Here is a 20202-nt window from a genome sequence, read left to right as displayed (position 1 = left end):
CTTTCTCGTCTCGTTGTCCGGTCGATTGTACCGGGGTGGCGCGATTCCACATCGCGACTATCCCTAAGCCCCGTCCCGCTTCCGGCATGCGGGGGCCGGCACGCGAACGCGCCGCGCGGGCACGGCAGACCCGCGCGGCGCGGCCGCCGGTGCAAGCCGCGACCCGCGCGCGCCGCTCAGAAGCGCGGCAGGTCGGGGTGCGGCAGCAGCCCGCCGCGCACGTGCTGGCGCCCGTATTCGGCGCAGCGCGCGCGGGTCGGGATGCCCTTGTCCGGGTTCAGCAGCCCGGCCGGGTCGAATGCGCGCTTGACCGCGAAGAACGCGTCGCGCTCCTGCGGCGAGAACTGCACGCACATCGAATTGAGCTTTTCGATACCGACGCCGTGCTCGCCCGTCACGCTGCCGCCGAATTCCACGCAACATTCGAGGATCTCCGCGCCGAACTGCTCGGCGCGGTGCAGCTCGTCCGGATCGTTCGCGTTGTACAGGATCAACGGATGCATGTTGCCGTCGCCCGCATGGAACACGTTGATGCAGCGCAGCCCGTAGCGCGTTTCGAGCTGCTCGATGCGCGCGAGCAGCGGGCCGATCGCGCGGCGCGGCACGGTGCCGTCCATGCAGTAGTAATCGGCGGAAATGCGGCCGGCGGCCGGGAACGCGTTCTTGCGGCCGGACCAGAAGCGCAGCCGCTCGCTTTCGTTGCGCGACACCTGGATGCGCGTCGCGCCGTGTTCGCGCAGCACGGCCGTCATCCGCACGATCTCCTCGGCGACTTCTTCGGGCGTGCCGTCCGATTCGCACAAGAGGATCGCCTTCGCGTCGAGGTCGTAGCCCGCGTGCGTGAACGCCTCGACGGCTTGCGTCGCCGGCTTGTCCATCATCTCGAGCCCGGCCGGGATGATGCCCGACGCGATGATCGCCGCGACGGCCTCGCCGCCCTTGACGACGTCGTCGAAACTCGCCATCACGAGCTGCGCGGTCTGCGGCTTCGGGATCAGTCGCACCGTGACCTCGGTGACGATCGCGAACATCCCTTCGCTGCCGATCATCACGGCGAGCAGGTCGAGGCCCGGCATGTCGAGCGCGAGCGAGCCGAATTCGACGATCTCGCCGTCGATCGTCACCGCGCGCACGCGCATCACGTTGTGCACGGTCAGCCCGTATTTCAGGCAGTGGACGCCGCCGGAATTTTCCGCGACGTTGCCGCCGATCGTGCAGGCGATCTGCGACGACGGATCGGGCGCGTAATACAGGCCGTACGGCGCGGCCGCTTCCGAGATCGCGAGGTTGCGCACGCCGGGCTGCACGGTCGCCGTGCGCGCGTACGGGTCGACTTCGACGATGCGCGTGAAGCGCGCGAGCGACAGCACGACGCCGAGCGCGATCGGCAGCGCGCCGCCCGACAGGCTGGTGCCGGCGCCGCGCGGCACGATCGGCACTTCCATGCGGCGGCAGATCTGCACGATCCGCTGCACCTGCGACTCCGTCTCGGGCAACGCGACCGCGAGCGGCAGCCGGCGGTACGCGGACAGGCCGTCGCATTCGTACGGCGCCGTGTCCTCGTCGCGGTACAGCAGGCAGTGCGTCGGCAGCACGGCCATCAGCGCCTGCACGACTTCGCGCTGGCGCTGCGCGCGCGCGGCGCTCGACAGTTCGACGGGAGCGTTCATGAGGTCTCCTGCGTGGGGCGCGGTGCCGCGCCGCCGTGTCAGCACGTGAAAATCTTGCCCGGATTCATCAGGTTGCGCGGATCGAGCGCGAGCTTGATCGCGCGCATCGTGTCGATTGCGTTGTCGCCGTGCTCCTTCGGCAGGAAGCGCATCTTGTGCAGCCCGACGCCGTGCTCGCCCGTGCAGGTGCCGCCCAGGCGCAGCGCGCGCTCGACGATCCGGTCGTTGATGCGTTCGGCTTCGGCGAGTTCCTCGGGCTTGTCGGGATCGATCAGGATCGCGACGTGGAAATTGCCGTCGCCGACGTGGCCGACGATCGGGCAGGGCAGCGACGACGCGCGCAGGTCGACCTCGGTTTCCTCGACGCACGCGGCGAGCTGCGAGATCGGCACGCACACGTCGGTCGTCACCGCGCGGCAACCGGGCTTCAACTGCAGCATCGCGAAGTATGCGTTGTGGCGCGCGGACCAGAGCCGCGTGCGATCCTCGGGGCGCGTCGCCCATTCGAAGCCCTGGCCGGCGTTCTGGCCGGCGAGCGCCTGCACGAGTTCGGCCTGTTCCTTCACGCCGGCGTCGGTGCCGTGGAATTCGAAGAACAGCGTCGGCGCCTCGGTCAGCGTCAGGTTCGAGTGACGGTTGATCGAGCGCACCGCGAGCGCGTCGACGAATTCGACGCGCGCGATCGGCACGCCGATCTGGATCGTCTCGATCACCGTGCGGACCGCGTCGCCCATCGTCGGGAACGTGCAGATCGCGGCCGACACGGCCTCGGGCAGCGGATGCAGGCGCAGCGTGATTTCGGTGATCACGCCGAGCGTGCCTTCGGACCCGACGAACAGCCGCGTGAGGTCGTAGCCGGCCGACGACTTGCGCGCGCGCGAGCCGGTCTTGACCACGCGGCCGTCCGCGAGCACCGCGCTCAGGCCGAGCACGTTCTCGCGCATCGTGCCGTAGCGCACGGCGTTGGTGCCCGACGCGCGGGTCGCGGTCATCCCGCCGATGCTGGCGTCGGCGCCCGGATCGATCGGGAAGAACAGGCCGGTGTCGCGCAGCGCTTCGTTGAGCGCCTTGCGCGTGATGCCCGGCTCGACCGTCACGGTCAGGTCTTCGGCGTTGATCGACAGCACGCGGTTCATTTCCGACAGGTCGAGCGACACGCCGCCGCGCACCGCGAGCAGGTGGCCTTCGAGCGACGAGCCGGCGCCGTACGGGATCAGCGGCACGCCGTACAGCGAGCACAGCGACACGACTTCGCGCACGTCGTCGGTGCTGCGCGCGAACACGACGGCGTCGGGCAGTTGCGGATCGAACGGAGATTCGTCGCGGCCGTGATGGGCGCGAACCGCGTCGGCGGTCGACACGCGCTCGCCGAAAGCGGAGCGCAGCGCATCGAGCATGGCGGGGGGCAGCGGGCGGCGCGTGGCGGCCGGCGGGGCAGGGTGATTCACGAATGTCTCCTGACTGCTTGTCATACTGTCGCCTCATTCTACGCTGTAACGTCCGCTGCGCCTCCCGCCGCGGGCTGCGATAATCGCGTTCCAGCCAACCGGGCCGCGTGGCGGCCGCGCACGAGAGGACATTCGCATGGGCAACCGCTTGAGCAAGATCGCGACGCGCACGGGCGACGACGGCACCACCGGGCTGGGCGACGGGCGGCGCATCGGCAAGGACGACGCGCGGATCGCCGCGATCGGCGACGTCGACGAATTGAACTCGAATCTCGGCGTGCTGCTGGCCGAGGCATTGCCGGACGACGTGCGCACGGCGCTCGTCACGATCCAGCACGACCTGTTCGATCTCGGCGGCGAGCTGTGCATTCCCGGCCACACGGTGCTCGACGATACGCATCTCGCGCGCCTCGACCAGTGGCTCGCCGACTACAACGCGACGCTGCCGCCGCTGAAGGAATTCATTCTGCCGGCCGGCTCGCGCGCCGCATCGCTCGCGCACGTCTGCCGAACCGTGTGCCGCCGCGCGGAGCGCTCGATCGTCGCGCTCGGGCGCTGCGATACGCTCAACGATGCCCCGCGGCGGTACGTGAACCGGCTGTCCGACCTGCTGTTCGTGCTGGCGCGCGTGCTGAACCGCGCCGGCGGCGGCGCCGACGTGCTGTGGGAGCGCGGACGCGTCCGCTAGCACGCCGCCACGTTTTTGCGCACTGCGACAATTTGTCCGGCAGGCGTCCGTTTTTAAACATGTATTGTATGAGCATGTTTAACGGAGAACGAACATGACCCACATCACCGCTGACCAGATGGCCCGTGTGAAGGCCACCGCCCCCGTCCTCGCCGAGCACGGCGCGACGATCACGAAGCATTTCTATCAGCGCATGTTCGCGCGTCATCCGGAACTGAAGAACCTGTTCAACCAGACGCACCAGAAGACCGGCAGCCAGCCCGAAACGCTCGCGAAGGCCGTCTACGCGTACGCGGCCAACATCGACAACCTCGGCGCGCTCGGCGGCGCGGTGTCGCGCATCTCGCACAAGCACGCGAGCCTGAACATCCGCCCCGAGCACTACCCGATCGTCGGCGAGAACCTGCTCGCGTCGATCGTCGAAGTGCTCGGCGACGCGGTCGATGCCGACACGCTCGAAGCGTGGCGGGTCGCGTACGGCCAGCTCGCGCAGATCATGATCGGCGCCGAGGCCGATCTGTACGCGAACGCCGCGTGGAGCGGCTTCCGCCCGTTCAAGGTCGTGCGCAAGGTGCGTGAAAGCGACGAGATCGCGTCGTTCTACCTGACGCCCGCCGACGGCGGCGCGGCGCCGACGTTCGAGCCGGGCCAGTACGTCACCGTGAAGCGCTTCGTCGGCGATCTCGGCGTCGACCAGCCGCGCCAGTACAGCCTGTCCGATGCGCCGCACGGCAAGTGGCTGCGCATCTCGGTGAAGCGCGAGGCCGGCAAGGCCGAAGCGATCCCGGCCGGCAAGGTGTCGACGCTGATGCACGACGGCGTGGAAGAGGGTGCGATCGTCGAAGTGACCGCACCGATGGGCGACTTCTCGCTGAAGCGCGACGCGGATACGCCGGTCGTGCTGATTTCGGGCGGGGTCGGCATCACGCCGATGATGTCGATGGCGTCGACGCTGGTCGCCGAAGGCAGCAAGCGCGACGTGCGGTTCATTCACGCATGCCGTTCGGGCGCGGTGCACGCGTTCCGCGACTGGCTGAACGATACCGTCGGCGAGCACGCGAACGTCGAGCGCACCGTGCTGTACGAGCTGGTCGGCCCGAACGATCGCGTCGGCATCGACCACGACCTCGAAGGGCGCCTCACGCCGGAACGCGTGCAGCAGTACGCGCTGGTGCCGGACGCCGACTATTACATCTGCGGCCCGGTCGCGTTCATGAAGGCGCAGCGCGATGCGCTCGTCGCGCTCGGCGTCGCGCCGGAACGCGTGAACACCGAGATCTTCGGGTCGGGTGCGCTCGAGTGAAGGTTCGACGGCCGGTTTCGGCCAACGCAACGACGCAATGACAAAGCCCGGCGCGAGCCGGGCTTTTCTTTTTGGCGCTAGACCGGGGCCGCGTGCGTCAAGCGCCGGCCGGAGATCCGCCGGCTATCAGTTGCCGCTGCCGCGCGCGACCCGGCGCGCTTTCACGGCTTCCGCCAGGCCTTCGAGCACCTTCACGCTGTCGTCCCACGCGATGCACGCGTCGGTGATGCTCTGGCCGTAGGTCAGCGCGCAGCCTTCCTTCAGGTCCTGGCGACCCTCGACGAGGTGCGACTCGATCATCACGCCGACGATCCGCTCGTCGCCGGCCGCGATCTGGCGGCCGATGTCGGCACACACGGGGATCTGGTTCTCGTGCTTCTTCGAGCTGTTCGCGTGGCTCGCGTCGATCATCAGGCGCGCGGCGAGGCCGGCCTTGCCGATGTCCGCGCAGGCGGCGTTCACGCTGTCCGCATCGTAGTTCGGCGTCTTGCCGCCGCGCAGGATCACGTGGCAATCCTCGTTGCCGGCCGTCGACACGATCGCCGAATGGCCGCCCTTCGTCACCGACAGGAAATGGTGCGGCTGCGACGCGGCCTTGATCGCGTCGACCGCGATCTTCACGTTGCCGTCGGTGCCGTTCTTGAAGCCGACCGGGCACGACAGCCCCGATGCGAGCTCGCGGTGCACCTGCGACTCGGTCGTGCGCGCGCCGATCGCGCCCCACGAGATCAGGTCGGCGATGTACTGCGGGCTGATCATGTCGAGGTATTCGGTCGCGGCCGGCAGCCCCATTTCGTTGATCTGCAGCAGCAGCTCGCGCGCGGTGCGCAGCCCTTCGTTGATCTTGAAGCTGTTGTCGAGGTGCGGATCGTTGATGAGCCCCTTCCAGCCGACCGTCGTGCGCGGTTTCTCGAAGTACACGCGCATCACGATTTCCAGTTCGCCCTTGAAGCGCTCGCGCTCCTTCACGAGCCGGCCCGCGTATTCGATCGCCGCCTTCGTGTCGTGGATCGAGCACGGCCCGATCACGACGATCAGCCGGTCGTCCATCCCGTGCAGGATGCGGTGCATCGACTGGCGCGAGTGGTAGATCAGCTCGGACGCGGCTTCGGAGCACGCGAATTCGCGGATCAGGTGGGCGGGCGGCGTCAGTTCCTTGAGTTCGCGAATGCGGACGTCGTCGGTGTTGTGCGGGGGCATGCTGTTTCTCCTGGTTTTCCGGGGCGCCGTTCGGTCAGTGCGCGTGCGGCGGATTCATCGATGCGGGCAATTCGGTGCTGCCGGTCGGGGCCGCGGGACCGCTGCGGCGGCGACCGGCTGGCGAAGGGCGAAAAAAAAACCGCCGGGTTCGCCGGCGGTTTTTTCGGGAATTTCGGTTGCGCTTTACGCGCCATCAACCCTCTCGATCCGCCAGCGGTCTGAGATACCAAAAAAAGTAAAAGTAAAACTTGGCGGACATGACGGAAATTCGGCTCGTCAAAAAAGTTGATTCGGAATTTATACCCCGTCCCCGAGCGGCTGGCAACCGGGGACCGTCGAAAATGCGGATAATCCGCGCGTTTTCGTCAAAATACGCGGATCATGTGCGCCGCGATGCCGTTATGCCGTACCGCCGACCGTCATCTTGTCGATCCGCAGGGTCGGCTGGCCAACGCCGACCGGCACGCTCTGGCCTTCCTTGCCGCATACGCCGACGCCCGTGTCGAGCGACATGTCGTTGCCGATCATGCTCACGTACTTCAGCGATTCCGGGCCGCTGCCGATCAGCGTCGCGCCCTTCACCGGGTAGGTGATCTTGCCGTTCTCGATCATGTACGCCTCGGACGCCGAGAACACGAACTTGCCGTTCGTGATGTCGACCTGGCCGCCGCCGAAATTCACCGCGTACAGGCCGTTCTTCACCGACGCGATGATTTCCTGCGGATCCTTGTCGCCGTTCAGCATGTAGGTGTTCGTCATGCGCGGCATCGGCAGCGCCGCGTACGACTCGCGCCGTGCGTTGCCCGTGACCGGCATTTTCATCAGCCGCGCGTTCAGCGTGTCCTGGATGTAGCCCTTCAGGATGCCATCCTCGATCAGCGTCGTGCACTGCGTCGGGTTGCCTTCGTCGTCGATGTTCAGCGAGCCGCGGCGGTTCGGCAGCGTGCCGTCGTCGACGACGGTCACGCCCTTCGCGGCGACCTGCTCGCCGATCCGGCCCGCGAATGCGGACGAGCCCTTGCGGTTGAAGTCGCCTTCGAGACCGTGGCCGATCGCCTCGTGCAGCAGCACGCCCGGCCAGCCCGGCCCGAGCACGACCGTCATCGCGCCGGCCGGCGCAGGGCGCGCATCGAGGTTGACGAGCGCCGCGTGCACGGCGTCGTCGACATAGCGCGACAGGACCTCGTCGGTGAAGTAGCCGTAGTCGAAGCGGCCGCCGCCGCCGCCCGAGCCGATCTCGCGGCGGCCGTTCTGTTCGGCGATCACGGTGACCGACACGCGCACGAGCGGCCGGATGTCGGCCGCGAGCGCGCCGTCGCTGCGCGCGACCAGCACGACGTCGTATTCGCCGGCGAGGCCGGCCATCACCTGCGTGATGCGCGGGTCGCGCCCGCGCGCCATCTGCTCGATGCGTTCGAGCAGCTTGACCTTGGCCGTCGCGTCGAGCGACGCGAGCGGGTCGGACGGCAGGTACAGGTCGCGGCCCGAGATGCCCGTCAGCGACGTGGCGGCCTTGATCTTCTGGCGGCCGCCGCCGGCCGCCGCGATCGCCTTGGTCGCGGCGGCGGCTTGCGCGATTGCTTCGGGCGACAGATCGTCCGAATACGCGAACGCGGTGCGGTCGCCCGCGACCGCGCGCACGCCGACGCCCTGGTCGATGCTGAAGCTGCCCGACTTGACGATGCCTTCCTCGAGGCTCCACGCTTCGCTGCGGGTCGCCTGGAAGTACAGGTCCGCGTAGTCGACGCGATGCGTGAAGATGTCGGCGATCGTGCGCGTGAGCAGGCTTTCGTCGAGGCCGTACGGCGTGAGCAGGATGTCCTTCGCCAGCGCGAGGTTGCGGATGCCGGGTTCGATGATGTTCATGCGGATATCGGGAGTTCTCAAAAAGTTGTCGGGTGCTGCCGGGCAGACGGGTGGGCCGCACGGCGTGTCAAGCGGTGCGGCGGATTCAGGTCAGCACGCGGTGTCGCCATGCGGGCAGGCTCTGGCGTACGTCGGCGATGCGCTGCGGATCGATCGCGCCGAGCACGACGCTGGCGCCCTCGTCGCGTACCGCGACGATCTCGCCCCACGGGTCGATCAGCATGCTGTGGCCCCACGTGCGCCGGCCGTTCTCGTGCTTGCCGCCCTGCGCGGCCGCGAGCACGTAGCACTGGTTCTCGACGGCCCGCGCGCGCAGCAGCGTTTCCCAGTGCGCGCGGCCCGTCGTATACGTAAACGCCGACGGCACGACCATCAGCGCGCAGTCGCCCATGCGGCGGTACAGCTCCGGAAAGCGGAGATCGTAACAGACCGACAGGCCGACCTGCCCGAACGGCGCGTCGAACGCGACGACCGTGTCGCCCGCGCGGATCGTGCGTGCCTCGTCGAACGATTCGTCGCCTTTCTCGAAGTTGAACAGGTGGATCTTGTCGTAGCGCGCGGCTTCGTTGCCGGACGGATCGAACACGAGCGTCGTGTTCAGCACGCGATCGGGCTCCGGCGCCTTCAGCGGCAGCGTGCCGCCGATCACCCAGATGCCGTGGCGGCGCGCGGCGTCGGCGAGGAACTGCTGGATCGGGCCGTCCCGGTACGGTTCGGCGAGCGCGAGCTTGTCGGTGTCGCGGTGGCCCATGAAGCAGAAATACTCGGGCAGCAGCACGAGCTGCGCGCCTTCGCCGGCGGCTTCCGCGATCAGGCGGCGCGCTTCGGCCAGATTGCGTGTGACGTCCGGCGTGCTCACCATCTGCAGCGCGGCGACCCGGAAGGGTGTGGCGGAACGGGCGTGGTCGGTCATCGCGGAATCGGTTGCGTCATAAATGGGGTGCGGCCCGGCGCCCTGCGCGGTTCGATGCGCGCTCAATGGCTCGCTGCATCGGCCGGACCGTGATTCATCTTACCCTGATCGCTGCGCACCCGCTCGATGTGCGGGTGCGCCCACGAGCCGGTGATCGCGTAGTCGAGCGCGAACGCGCGCGACAGCGTCTCGGACAGCGCATAGTTCGCGGCCAGCACGCCGACGCCAAGCAGCGGGTTGATGATGGCAGCGCCGATCGCGGCTGCGCCCGCGCTGATTTTCGGCGCGACGTGCGCATGCAGATCCTGCGTCTCGGCGCCGAGATCGACCGCGCCGCGCACGGTGACGTTCGCGGGGCCCGTCATCATCGAGAAGTCGTCGGTGCGCGCGATCCCGTTCGAAATCCGGCCGGTACCGGTGATCTTGTCGAACGGCAGCCCCTTGCCGACCACGTCGCGGAAGTTCAGCGTCAGGAAGCGCGCGAGGCTTTGCAGACTCAGCACGCCGAGCAGTTTCGCCGCGCCCGGATCGACCTTCAGGATCTGTCCGTGTTCGAGGTCGACCGCGACCTGGCCGCCGAGCGACGGGAAGTCGAGCGCGGTCGGGCCGCCGCGCCAGCCGACCTTGCCCGTGACCGAGCCGTGACCGTCCGCGAGCGTGCGCGGCAGGCCGACGCGGTCGAGCAGTGCACCCGCATTGTCGATGTCGAGCTTGAAGTCGAACACGGTGCGGCGCGGCGCGTCGTGTTCGTCGGCGCCGCGGGCGAGCGCGCGGCGCGACGTGCGCCAGTTGCCGGTCGCCGTGAGCTTCGCGGCCGGGTTCGACAGTTCCAGCTTGTCGAGCTGCCACACGGGTGTGCCGTCTTCGTCGATGTTGCGCGCGTTGACGACGAGCCGGCCGATGTCGTGATCGCGCGCGACGACCTGGTCGACGATCAGGTCGATCGACGGCATCGGGCGGTCGGCCGGCGTCGGCAGGTTCATCGCGCGGCCGACGAGGTCGTGCTGCGAACTCTGCGGCACGACGAGCTTCGCGAGCCGCGCGTTGAGCACGCCCGCGCCGTTGTGACCGCCGCCCGGCGCCCACGACAGGTAGCCCGAGACCTGGTTCGACGCGATGTTCGCCTGCCAGAGGTCGTCGACGTGCGACGCGCCGACGATCACGTTCTCCCAGTTGCGCTTGAGCAGTTTCAGCGTGCCGAAATGGAACGCGAAGCGCTTCGGCGCGAAGCTCGCGAAATCGACGCGCGGCGCGGCCTGTGGCGCCGGCGCGCGCGGCGTGTCGGGCTGCAGCGTGTGGGCGAGGGCGAGCCACGCGTCGGCGTCCAGTTCGCCGACGTCGACGGCCGCGCTCACGCCGTCCTGCGGCATGTCGGGCATCCGGTGGATGCCCATCGCGCCGCGCACCGCGCGCAGCGGCTGGCCGCGCGTCGCGTCGAGCAGGTAGGTCGCGCTCACCGGCCCGAGCGTCAGGTCGGCGTGTTCGAGGCGTTTGCCGTCCGCCTGCGGCGCCGGCTGCAGCGTGAAGCGGAACGGCATCGGCGTGCCGGCCGGCTTCGCGAACGGCGCCGGGAAGTTCAGCGCCACGCCGGTCAGGTCGGATTGCGCGCTGACGTCGGGCAGGCGGCCCGGCGCGCCGCGCACGGCGACCTTGTACGGCGCGTCGCCGACCACGTGCTCGAGCAGCGCGGCGGCCGCGCCGTGCAGGTTCAGGCCGCGCGCGGCGTCGAGCGCGAGCCGGCCGTCGACGTTCACCGCGTACGGGCCGTGCGACTGGAAGTTGCCGTTCGCGCGCACCGGGCCGCCGAGGAAGCGCCCCGACAGCGCGTGCAGCGACGCGCCGGCCTCGGTGAAGCCGACGGTGCCGCGCAGGGCCGACAGCGGCGGCACGCCGCTCGTCGACAGCGTGTTGCCGCCGAACGCGAGCGCGCCTTCGACGTGCGTGTGCGGATGGGGGACGTGCTGCGGAATCGTGATCTTGAGCGCGAGCGACGCGGGGCCCTGCGCATCGATCCGCTGGCCGATGTGGTCGCTCATCGTGCCGAGCGAGCTGTTGTCCGCGTAGTCGATCAGGTCGGCGAGCGGGCCCTGGGCATGGCCGTCGATGATCAGCGGCGAGTGCGACGGATTGCCGAGATCGTCGATGCGGCCGGCGACCTTCGTCAGCGCGACGCGCTTGTAGTGCGCGCGCGCGATGTCGAAGCGCAGCTTGTTCTGCGCGAGTTCGAACACGCCGTCGATGCCGTCGAGCGCGGGCCAGACGCTCGGCGTGCCGTTCGCGAGCTTGCGCGGCGGGTACGGCGTGGGCTCGAAGCGGCCGCCGGTGAACGGCGCGACGATGTGGAACACGCCGGCGTCCGGCTCGTGTTCGAACGGGAATTTCTCGAGCGGGCCGCGTGCGACGATCGATGCGCCCTTGGTCACCTTGCCGTCCTGCAGCGCGTGGCCGAGATAGTCGCGCAGGTGTTCGGACATCCCGGTCGGCAGGTAGCGCGGAATGCGCGCGACCGACGCGCGCGCGAAATCGGCGCGCAGGTCGAGCGAGCCGCGGCCGTGGCCGGGGTTCGTGTACGAGCCCGACACCGCGATTTCGGCATCGGGGTTCGACACGAGCAGGTCGGGCAGCGACACGTCGACGCGCGCGTGCTTGTCGCCGGGCGCGGGCGTGATCGTCCATTTGGCGTTGCCGCGCAGCCGGTCGAACGTCAGGCGCGGCTCGTCGAATTCGCCGGGCACGGTGACGGCCGCGTTGACCGTGTCGATATGCGCGGCGCCGCCCGTCTCGTTCGCGTCGACGCGGCCCCACAGGTTCTCGACGCCCGGCCAGCCGGCGCGCGGGTGGCCGCGCGGCGAAAGCCCGGGCGGCGGCTCCTGCGCGGCGAAGCTGATGCCCTGCAGATCGCCGAGGAAGCGGTAGCGGACGATCGGCGCGGCACCCATGCGCCGCTCCTCGTCGGCGAGATCGGCGTGCGCGGGTTTCGCGCGCTCGACTTCGATGTGATAGTTCGACACCATCCCGCGCGGGTCGATCTTGATCAGCTCGTTGCGCAGGCGCGCCGGCAGCGGCAGCCCGCGGATGAATTCGCTGAGGATGCCGAGATCGACGCGGTCGCCGACCACGCTGAGCAGTTGCCCCTGGTTCGCGGTCGGCACGCGGTAGCGCGCGGTCAGCGTCGACAGCGCGAGCGAGCGGGCGAGCGGCGTGCCGTCCGGCAGCGGTGGCTGGCCGAGCTCCGCATTGAAGCGCGTCAGGTGCAGCGTGTAGTCGTGGCCCGCGTCGAGCACCATGTCCCAGCCGAAGCCGACCGTCGGCACGTCGAGCCGCGGCTGCGTCGGGCGCACGCGCAGCGCGACGTCGGCGCCTTGCAGGTCGCCGCCCGCCGAGCGCAGGTGGCCGTCGCCGAAGGTCGCCCAGATCGCATTGTCGATCCGGCCCGCGTGGATCGTGAGCGGCACGTCGAGATAGCGCGTGAGCGTCTGCAGGTCGACGGGGCCGGTCGACAGGTAGGCGTCGCCGGTCCAGTTCGCCGGCTTGCCGATCGGCGCGAGCGGCTTGTGCCTGAAGCGCGCGCGGAAATCGAGCGGGCCGAGCAGCAGCGTGCCGTTCGCGGGCGCCTGCAGCGCGGCCTTGTGCACGCGGCCGTCGTTGAGCACCGCGAGCCGGATGCCCGACAGCACGAGCTCCGGTGCGTCGTGCAGCGCGTCGCGCCAGCGCAGCGTGCCGCCGCGCAGCACGATCGCCTCCTGCTTCAGCAACCAGGTGCCGAACGTGTCGTTGCCGCCGTGGGTGGTGGCCACGCCGACGCCCGCGACGCTCAGCGAGCCGTCGGCCGCGCGCGCGACGACGAGGTCGGGCTGATCGACGATCAGGCTCGACAGCGCGGGCGACAGCCGCAGCAGCGACATCCACGACAGCGCGGCCGTCGCGTGCGGCACCGACAGCGCGATCTGGCCGTCACGGCCGCGAATCGTCAGGTTCGTAAGTTCGACGCCCGGCTGCATGCCGGACCAGTTCGGGGAAAGCTTGCCGATCGAAAGCTGCGCGTGGAGCTTGTCGGACACGGCGCGCTCGATGCGCGGGCGGAATTCGTCGATGCGCGGCAGCAGCACGTAGCGCAGCCCGAGGAGGGCGCCGGACGCGACGAAGTAGGTGCCGATCCCGACTGCCAGCGTCACCCTGAACACGCGACGCAGGACCGGATGATCGTGCTTCGGAGGTCCCGCTTCGGGCGCAGCTACGGCGGATTCCTGACGGTCGGACATGCGGCGGACGGGCGGCGATATGGTAGTTTTGCAGACTGACGTTGAAATGTATCACACGGGTTCGTGCCGGCGGCCGTTGGGGCAGCGCGGCACGGGCTTTCCGGCGCGCGGTGTCGCGACGGGCGCACGAGCGTCCGGCGAGGCCGCGCCGAGTCCATGAGGCCGGGGGCAGCGGGGCGCGCACGCGCCGGCCCGCTGCCCCCGGCCTTTCCGCCAGGCCCGCTTCTCGATGACCGACGCTTCCGCCCTGATCAGCACGTCCTACTCCCGATACCTGGCCCGCGCGGCTGCCGCTCGACCCGCGCTGGCCGAGCAGGTCGCCGCGTGGGCGGCCGCGCCGCTCGGCCGCGCGCAGCTCGACGCGCGCTTGACCGAGCTGCTCGCGACGCCGGCCGGCGCGGCCGCGCCGGGCGACGAGCAACTGAAGCGCGCGCTGCGGCAACTGCGCGCCGAGGCGTTCGGTGCGGTCGCGGAGCGCGACCTGCGCGGGCTGGCGGACGTCGCCGAGGTGACGGGCGCGATGACCGATCTTGCCGAAGTGGCCGTGCAGCGCTCCCTGGCGTTGCTGTCGGCCGAACTCGAGGCGCTGTACGGCGAGCCGCGCGGCGCCGACGGCCAGCGCGTCGTGCTCGGCGTGGTCGGGATGGGCAAGCTCGGCGGCCGCGAACTGAACGTGTCGTCGGACATCGACCTGATCTTCGTCTACGAGGACGACGGCGAGACCACCGGCGGCGCACGTTCGCCGCTGTCCACGCAGGAATACTTCACGCGCCTCGGCCGGCGCCTGATCGGTGTGCTGTCCGAGGTCACGGCCGACGGCTACGTGTTTCGCGTCGACATGCGGCTGCGCCCGAACGGCGATTCGGGGCCGCTCGTGTGCAGCCTCGGCATGCTCGAGGAATATTTCTACGTGCAGGGGCGCGAGTGGGAGCGCTATGCGTGGATCAAGGGACGGCTCGTGTCGGAGGGCGACAGCGATGCGGCGCGGCGGCTGGCGTCGCAACTCGAGTCGATCGTCAAGCCGTTCGTCTACCGCCGCTATCTCGATTTCGGTGTGATCGGCGCGATCCGTTCGCTGCATCAGCAGATCAGGCACGAAGCCGCGCGGCGCGCGTCGATGCGGCCCGACAAGGCCGACGACATCAAGCTCGGGCGCGGCGGGATCCGCGAGATCGAGTTCAGCGCGCAGGTGTTCCAGTTGATCCGCGGCGGCCAGGATGCGGGATTCCGCGTGCGGCCGACGCTCGCGGTGCTGCGGCATGCGCAGGCGCGCGGGCTGATCGGCGACGACGTGTGTGCCCGCCTGACCGACGCCTACAACTTCCTGCGCACGCTCGAGCACCGGCTGCAGTACCGCAACGACGCGCAGACGCACGCGATGCCGGTCGAGCCCGACGAGCGCGCGGCGCTGGCCGCGTCGCTCGGTTTTGCCGACTACGCGGCGCTGATGACGGTGCTGGACGGCCACCGCACGTTCGTCGAAGCGCAGTTCGACCAGATCTTCGCCGACAAGGCGAGCGGCGCGCCGTGCGCGGCCGGCGACGACACGGCCGCCGCGTGGATTTGGAGCGGCGCGCTGGCCGACGACGGCGAGGACGACGCGCTGGTCGCGCGCCTCGACGGCCTGGGCTTCGCCGATCCGGCCGCCGTGCTCGCGCGGCTGCGCGCGATCTGGCAATCGTCGCGCTACACCGGGCTGCCGGAAAAGAGCCGGCAGCGCTTCGACAGCGTCGCGCAGCGCGCGCTCGACGCCGCGCCGAAGATCGACGCCGCGCGCCGCGACGACACGATCGTGCGCCTGTTCGACCTGCTGGAGACGGTCAGCCGGCGCGGCGTCTATCTCGCGCTGCTGACCGAATATCCGGCCGCGCTCGATCGCGTGCTGTCGGTGCTCGGCGCGACGCGCTGGGGCGGCGGCTACCTGATCCGCCACCCGCAGCTGCTCGACGAGCTGCTCGACGACGAGGCGATCGCGAGCCCGTTCGACTGGCCCGCGTTCAAGGATGCGCTGCGTGCGCGGCTCGCGGCGGCCGACGGCCCCGAGCAGCAGATGGACCTGCTGCGCCACGCGCAGCACGCGGAAGTGTTCCGGATCCTGCTGATCGATCTGGCCGGGCAACTGTCGGTCGAGCACGTGAGCGACCGGCTGTCCGAGCTGGCCGACGCGGTGCTCGACGTGACGATCGAAGTCGTCTGGTCGCAGCTCGCGAAGCGCCACCGCGACGTGCCGAAGTTCGCGGTGATCGCGTACGGCAAGCTGGGCGGCAAGGAGCTCGGCTATGCGTCGGATCTCGACCTGATCTTCCTGTACGACGATCCGGACGAGCGCTCGGCGGACGTCTACACGACCTTCACGCGGCGCCTGATCACGTGGCTCACGACCGCGACCGGCGCGGGCGCGCTGTTCGACATCGACCTGCGGCTGCGGCCGAACGGCGAGGCAGGCCTGCTCGTCACCGATCTCGATGCGTTCCGCCGCTATCAGTTGCGCGAGGGCGATGCGGCGAACACCGCGTGGGTGTGGGAGCACCAGGCGCTGACGCGTGCCCGCTACAGCGCGGGCGACGCGCAAATCGGCGCGGATTTCGAGGCGATCCGCCGGCAGGTGCTGACGACGCCGCGCGACGGCGGCGTGCTCGCGAAGGAGATCGTCGACATGCGCGGCAAGGTGTTCGCCGGCCACCCGAACCAGACCGAGCTGTTCGACCTGAAGCACGATCGCGGCGGGATGGTCGACATCGAATTCATCGTCCAGTACTGGGTGCTGCTGCATGCGTCGAGCGACGCCGAGCTGATCCGCAATACCGGCAACATCGCGCTGCTGCGCGAAGTCGCGCGCTTCGGGTTGATGAGCGAGGACGAGGCCGAGCGCGTCGGCGCGGCGTACCGCAAATACCGGAAGCTGCAGCACAAGCTGCGGCTCGACGGGATGGAGAAGGCGCGCGTCGATCCGGCGGTGGTGGCGGACGAGCGCGCGGCCGTGACGGCGCTGTGGACGCGTGTGTTCGGCGCGGTTGAAACGGGCGTTTGAACGAAGGCAGGCGGGCGCGGCATCGATCCGCATACCGCCCTGAATCGGATGAGCGAGCCCGTTCGACTCGAGCGGGACAGGCGGCCGCGGCGTCAGGCCGCCAGCATTTCCTTCGCGTGCTTGCGCGTGGTGGCCGTGATTTCGAGCCCGCCGAGCATCCGCGCGACTTCCTCGATCCGGCTCGCGCGGTCGAGCGCAACCACGGTCGATACCGTGCCGCCGCGTTCGTCGGCGCCCTTCGCCACCTGGAAATGATGGTCGCCGCGCGCGGCGACCTGCGGCAGGTGCGTCACGCACAACACCTGGCGGTCGCGCCCGAGCTGGTGCAGCAGGCGGCCGACCACTTCGGCGACGCCACCGCCGATTCCCGTATCGACTTCGTCGAAGATCAGCGTCGGCGTCGGGCTCGCCGCGCTGGCGATCACCGCGAGCGCGAGGCTGATCCGCGCGAGTTCGCCGCCCGACGCGACCTTCGCGAGCGGCCGCAGCGGCACGCCCGGGTGACCGGCCACGCGGAATTCGACCTGCTCGAGCCCGTGCGGGCCGCCGTCCGCGAGCGGCACGAGCGCGACTTCGAAGCTTCCGCCCGCCATCGACAATTCCTGCATGCCGGCCGTGACGGCCGTGCCGAGCGCCTTGGCAGCCTGCGCGCGCGCCTTCGACAGGCGTTTGGCGTCGGCGAGATAGGCTTCCCGCGCCTTGGCCTGCGCCGCCTCGAGCGCGCCGAGATCGGCGGCCGCGTCGAGCGCGGCGAGTTGCGCGCGGCGCGCCGCATGCTCTTCGTGCAGCGTGTCGGGCGGCAGCCGGAACTTGCGGGCGGTCGAGTGCAGCGCGTCGAGACGCGTTTCGACCTGCGCGAGCCGCTCGGGGTCGAGATCGACGCGCTGTGCATAGTGCGACAGCGAATAGACGGCTTCCTGCAACTGGATCTCGGCCGGCTCCAGCGACGCGAGCGCATCGCCGAGCGCGGTGTCGTAGTCGGCCAGGCCGCGCAGCTTCGACACGATCGCGCCGAGCTGCGCGAGCATCGCGTCGTCGGACTCGGACAGCGCGTTGAGCGCGCCGCGTACGCCTTCGATCAGGTTCGCCGAATGCGACAGGCGCTTGTGTTCGTTGCTGACTTCGTCCCACTCGCCGGCTTGCGGCGCGAGCTTGTCGAGTTCGGCGAGCTGCCATGCGAGCTTTTCGCGTTCGAGCTGCAATTCGCGCTCGTGCGCCTTCGCGGCATCGATCGCCTGCGTTGCGTCGCGCCACACGCGCCACGCGCGCGCGACGTTCGCGGCATCGGCGACGAGCCCTGCGTGCGTGTCGAACAGCTCGCGCTGCGCGTCGGGCCGCATCAGCAGCTGGTGCGCGTGCTGGCCGTGGATGTCGACGAGCATCTCGCCGAGTTCGCGCAGTTGCGCGAGCGTCGCGCTGGTGCCGTTGATGAATGCGCGCGAGCGGCCGTTCGCGTCGATCACGCGGCGCAGCATCACGGTGTCCTCGGCGTCGAACGCGTGCTCGTCGAGCCAGCGCGCGACGCGGTCGTGCGGCGTGAATTCGGCGGTGATGTCGGCGCGGCCGCAGCCGGTGCGCACGACGCTCGCGTCGGCGCGTTCGCCGAGCGCGAGGGCGAGGGCGTCGATCAGGATCGATTTGCCGGCGCCGGTTTCGCCGGAAAAGACGGAAAAGCCGCTGTCGAATTCGAGATCGAGCGCGGCGACGATGACGAAGTCGCGGATCGAGAGGTGGCGGAGCATGGTGTCGGGCGGAGCGGCGTCAGGACGCCTTGTCGTCTTCGTTCGATGCGTGTTCGTTCCAGTGCAGCTTCTTGCGCAGCGTCGTGTAGTAGCTGTAGCCGATCGGGTGCAGGAACGGCACCGTGTGCTTCGAGCGGCGCACCTCGATCGTATCGTTCAGTTCGAGCGACGTGAACGACTGCATGTCGAAGTTCACGTTGACGTCGCGGCCGCCGACGATCTGGATCGCGATCTTCGAATCGTCGGGCAGCACGATCGGCCGGTTCGACAGCGCGTGCGGCGCGATCGGCACGAGCACGATGCCCGCCAGCTGCGGATGGAGGATCGGGCCGGCCGACGACAGCGCATAAGCGGTCGAGCCGGTGGGCGTCGCGACGATCAGGCCGTCCGAGCGCTGGTTGTACATGTAGCGGCCGTCGACCGACGCGCGCAGCTCGACCATCCCGGAGAAGCCGCTGCGGTTCACGACGACGTCGTTGAACGCGAGCGCGTGGTAGATCGGTTCGCCGTCGCGCACGATCCGCGCCTCGAGCAGCGAGCGCTCCTCGCGCTCGAACTTGCCGGCCAGCATCACGGGCACGAGTGCCTGCATGTCGGATGCCGCGATGTCGGTGATGAAGCCGAGCCGCCCGTGGTTGATCCCGATCAGCGGTGTCCGGTAGGGCGCAAGCTGGCGGCCGATGCCGAGCATCGTGCCGTCGCCGCCGAGCACGATCGCCACGTCCGCTCGCGCCCCGATTTCGGCCGGGGTGAGCGCCGGGTAGCCGGCGATGCCGATTTCGCGCGCGGTCTCGCCTTCGAACACGACCTCGAAGCCGAGCGTGGCGATGCTGTCGGCCAGCGTGGCGAGCGGCTCGGCGATGCCGGGCGTGTTGCTCCGGCCGACGAGCGCGACAGTATTGAACTGATTACCGGTTTTCATGCCGGCATTACACCATAGCTCGTTGACGAAAAGAACCGGCTGTGCGCCGACGGGGCCGGATCGGGCCGGCCCGCGCAACGGTGGACGACGCCACTCGCCGCGCTCGCGCGGTTGCGCTAAAATTTTCCACCATGCTAGATCCTCGCGCACGAACCCTCCTGAAAACCCTGATCGAACGGTATATCGCCGACGGTCAGCCAGTCGGATCGCGCACGTTGTCCCGTTACTCCGGGCTCGAACTGAGCCCGGCGACGATCCGCAACGTGATGTCCGACCTGGAGGAGCTCGGCCTCGTGTCGAGCCCGCACACGTCGGCCGGCCGGGTGCCGACGCCGCGCGGCTACCGGCTGTTCGTCGATACGATGCTGACGGTCGAGGCGCCGATCGACGCCGAGGCCGTCGCGCGCCAGGTGCAGAACACGCTGCAGGCCGGCGAGCCGCAGCAGCGGGTGGTCGCCGCCGCCGCGAGCGTGCTGTCGAACCTGTCGCAGTTCGCGGGCGTCGTGCTGACGCCGCGCCGCAGCCACGTGTTCAAGCAGATCGAGTTCATGCGCCTGTCCGACAAGCGCATCCTGCTGATCATCGTCACGCCCGAGGGCGACGTGCAGAACCGCATGCTCGCGACGCCGCGCGACTATTCGCCGTCGCAGCTGACCGAGGCGTCCAACTACATCAATGCGCATTTCGCCGGCCTGTCGTTCGACGAGGTGCGCCGCCGCCTGCGCGACGAGATCGACCAGTTGCGCGGCGACATGACGACGCTGATGCACGCGGCCGTGACGGCCAGCACCGAGGTGCCCGACACCGAGGACACCGTGCTGATTTCCGGCGAGCGCAACCTGCTCGAAGTGGCGGACCTGTCGTCCGACATGGCGCGGCTGCGCAAGCTGTTCGACGTATTCGACCAAAAAACGGGCCTCCTGCAACTGCTCGACGTGTCGAGCCACGCCCAGGGCGTGCAGATCTTCATCGGCGGCGAATCGACGCTCGTGCCGATCGAGGAAATGAGCGTCGTCACCGCGCCGTACGAGGTGAACGGGCAGATCGTCGGCACGCTCGGCGTGATCGGCCCGACCCGGATGGCGTACAACCGCGTGATACCGATCGTCGACATCACCGCGCGCCTGCTGTCTCTCACGCTGAGCCAGCAATAACCG

The 20202-nt window shown here is 69.4% G+C and carries 12 protein-coding genes; 4 read left to right on the top strand and 8 right to left on the bottom strand.

Annotated elements, in window-relative coordinates; genetic code table 11:
• Nucleotides 1–176: 176 nt before the first annotated feature.
• Entirely contained in the window at nucleotides 177–1670 is a 1494-nt protein-coding gene (locus WS89_RS15510; RefSeq protein ID WP_034206461.1) for an FAD-linked oxidase C-terminal domain-containing protein, read from the bottom strand.
• Between the two features lie 38 nt (nucleotides 1671–1708).
• Nucleotides 1709–3118 carry an FAD-binding oxidoreductase gene (locus WS89_RS15505; protein ID WP_059791800.1) on the bottom strand — a complete coding sequence of 470 codons (1410 nt, stop codon included), beginning with the start codon at nucleotides 3116–3118 and terminating at the stop codon, nucleotides 1709–1711.
• A 136-nt stretch (nucleotides 3119–3254) separates the two neighbouring features.
• Between WS89_RS15505 and WS89_RS15500 the strand changes: the two genes are divergently transcribed.
• Together WS89_RS15500 and hmpA are read left to right on the top strand one after the other, a co-directional pair.
• A complete protein-coding gene (locus tag WS89_RS15500; protein ID WP_059501031.1) occupies nucleotides 3255–3806 on the top strand; it encodes a cob(I)yrinic acid a,c-diamide adenosyltransferase in 552 nt (183 codons plus the stop codon).
• Nucleotides 3807–3900: 94 nt separating this feature from the next.
• Entirely contained in the window at nucleotides 3901–5109 is a 1209-nt protein-coding gene (hmpA, locus tag WS89_RS15495) for an NO-inducible flavohemoprotein (protein WP_059791798.1), read from the top strand.
• Between the two features lie 126 nt (nucleotides 5110–5235).
• Here hmpA and aroG read toward each other — a convergent pair whose 3' ends face one another.
• The 4 genes from aroG to WS89_RS15475 all read right to left on the bottom strand — a co-directional run bounded on the left by aroG (nucleotide 5236) and on the right by WS89_RS15475 (nucleotide 13350).
• Nucleotides 5236–6309 (bottom strand): 3-deoxy-7-phosphoheptulonate synthase AroG, encoded by a 1074-nt coding sequence (aroG, locus tag WS89_RS15490; RefSeq protein WP_034206466.1) that lies wholly within the window; start codon nucleotides 6307–6309, stop codon nucleotides 5236–5238.
• A gap of 399 nt (nucleotides 6310–6708) precedes the next feature.
• Nucleotides 6709–8175, bottom strand: coding sequence for a metalloprotease TldD (gene tldD, locus WS89_RS15485; protein ID WP_059791796.1), 1467 nt, complete (start codon nucleotides 8173–8175; stop codon nucleotides 6709–6711).
• 85 nt (nucleotides 8176–8260) lie between these two features.
• Complete coding sequence (locus WS89_RS15480) at nucleotides 8261–9088, bottom strand: carbon-nitrogen hydrolase family protein (RefSeq protein ID WP_059501034.1); 828 nt, start codon at nucleotides 9086–9088, stop codon at nucleotides 8261–8263.
• Nucleotides 9089–9150: 62 nt separating this feature from the next.
• Nucleotides 9151–13350 (bottom strand): YhdP family protein, encoded by a 4200-nt coding sequence (locus WS89_RS15475; RefSeq protein WP_059791794.1) that lies wholly within the window; start codon nucleotides 13348–13350, stop codon nucleotides 9151–9153.
• A 229-nt stretch (nucleotides 13351–13579) separates the two neighbouring features.
• On the opposite strand from WS89_RS15475, the gene glnE reads away from it, so the two are divergent.
• Nucleotides 13580–16381, top strand: coding sequence for a bifunctional [glutamate--ammonia ligase]-adenylyl-L-tyrosine phosphorylase/[glutamate--ammonia-ligase] adenylyltransferase (gene glnE / locus WS89_RS15470; RefSeq protein WP_059791792.1), 2802 nt, complete (start codon nucleotides 13580–13582; stop codon nucleotides 16379–16381).
• Between the two features lie 92 nt (nucleotides 16382–16473).
• Here the strand turns inward: glnE and recN are convergent, their stop codons facing one another.
• Nucleotides 16474–18123 (bottom strand): DNA repair protein RecN, encoded by a 1650-nt coding sequence (gene recN / locus WS89_RS15465; protein WP_059501037.1) that lies wholly within the window; start codon nucleotides 18121–18123, stop codon nucleotides 16474–16476.
• Nucleotides 18124–18142: 19 nt separating this feature from the next.
• Complete coding sequence (locus WS89_RS15460) at nucleotides 18143–19045, bottom strand: NAD kinase (RefSeq protein ID WP_034206472.1); 903 nt, start codon at nucleotides 19043–19045, stop codon at nucleotides 18143–18145.
• 131 nt (nucleotides 19046–19176) lie between these two features.
• Between WS89_RS15460 and hrcA the strand changes: the two genes are divergently transcribed.
• Complete coding sequence (gene hrcA / locus WS89_RS15455) at nucleotides 19177–20199, top strand: heat-inducible transcriptional repressor HrcA (RefSeq protein ID WP_011544637.1); 1023 nt, start codon at nucleotides 19177–19179, stop codon at nucleotides 20197–20199.
• Nucleotides 20200–20202 lie beyond the last annotated feature (3 nt).

Source organism: Burkholderia sp. MSMB1072, assembly GCF_001524725.1.
Lineage (GTDB): Bacteria > Pseudomonadota > Gammaproteobacteria > Burkholderiales > Burkholderiaceae > Burkholderia.
This window is presented reverse-complemented; position numbering and strand designations above follow the sequence as displayed.

Excerpts from the sequence above, each read along its gene's own strand:
- WS89_RS15510 (WP_034206461.1), bottom strand. The coding sequence starts at position 1,670 with ATGAACGCTCCCGTCGAACTGTCGAGCGCCGCGCGCGCGCAGCGCCAG.
- WS89_RS15500 (WP_059501031.1), top strand. The coding sequence starts at position 3,255 with ATGGGCAACCGCTTGAGCAAGATCGCGACGCGCACGGGCGACGACGGC.
- hmpA (WP_059791798.1), top strand. The coding sequence starts at position 3,901 with ATGACCCACATCACCGCTGACCAGATGGCCCGTGTGAAGGCCACCGCC.
- aroG (WP_034206466.1), bottom strand. The coding sequence starts at position 6,309 with ATGCCCCCGCACAACACCGACGACGTCCGCATTCGCGAACTCAAGGAA.
- tldD (WP_059791796.1), bottom strand. The coding sequence starts at position 8,175 with ATGAACATCATCGAACCCGGCATCCGCAACCTCGCGCTGGCGAAGGAC.
- WS89_RS15480 (WP_059501034.1), bottom strand. The coding sequence starts at position 9,088 with ATGACCGACCACGCCCGTTCCGCCACACCCTTCCGGGTCGCCGCGCTG.
- WS89_RS15475 (WP_059791794.1), bottom strand. The coding sequence starts at position 13,350 with ATGTCCGACCGTCAGGAATCCGCCGTAGCTGCGCCCGAAGCGGGACCT.
- glnE (WP_059791792.1), top strand. The coding sequence starts at position 13,580 with ATGACCGACGCTTCCGCCCTGATCAGCACGTCCTACTCCCGATACCTG.
- recN (WP_059501037.1), bottom strand. The coding sequence starts at position 18,123 with ATGCTCCGCCACCTCTCGATCCGCGACTTCGTCATCGTCGCCGCGCTC.
- WS89_RS15460 (WP_034206472.1), bottom strand. The coding sequence starts at position 19,045 with ATGAAAACCGGTAATCAGTTCAATACTGTCGCGCTCGTCGGCCGGAGC.
- hrcA (WP_011544637.1), top strand. The coding sequence starts at position 19,177 with ATGCTAGATCCTCGCGCACGAACCCTCCTGAAAACCCTGATCGAACGG.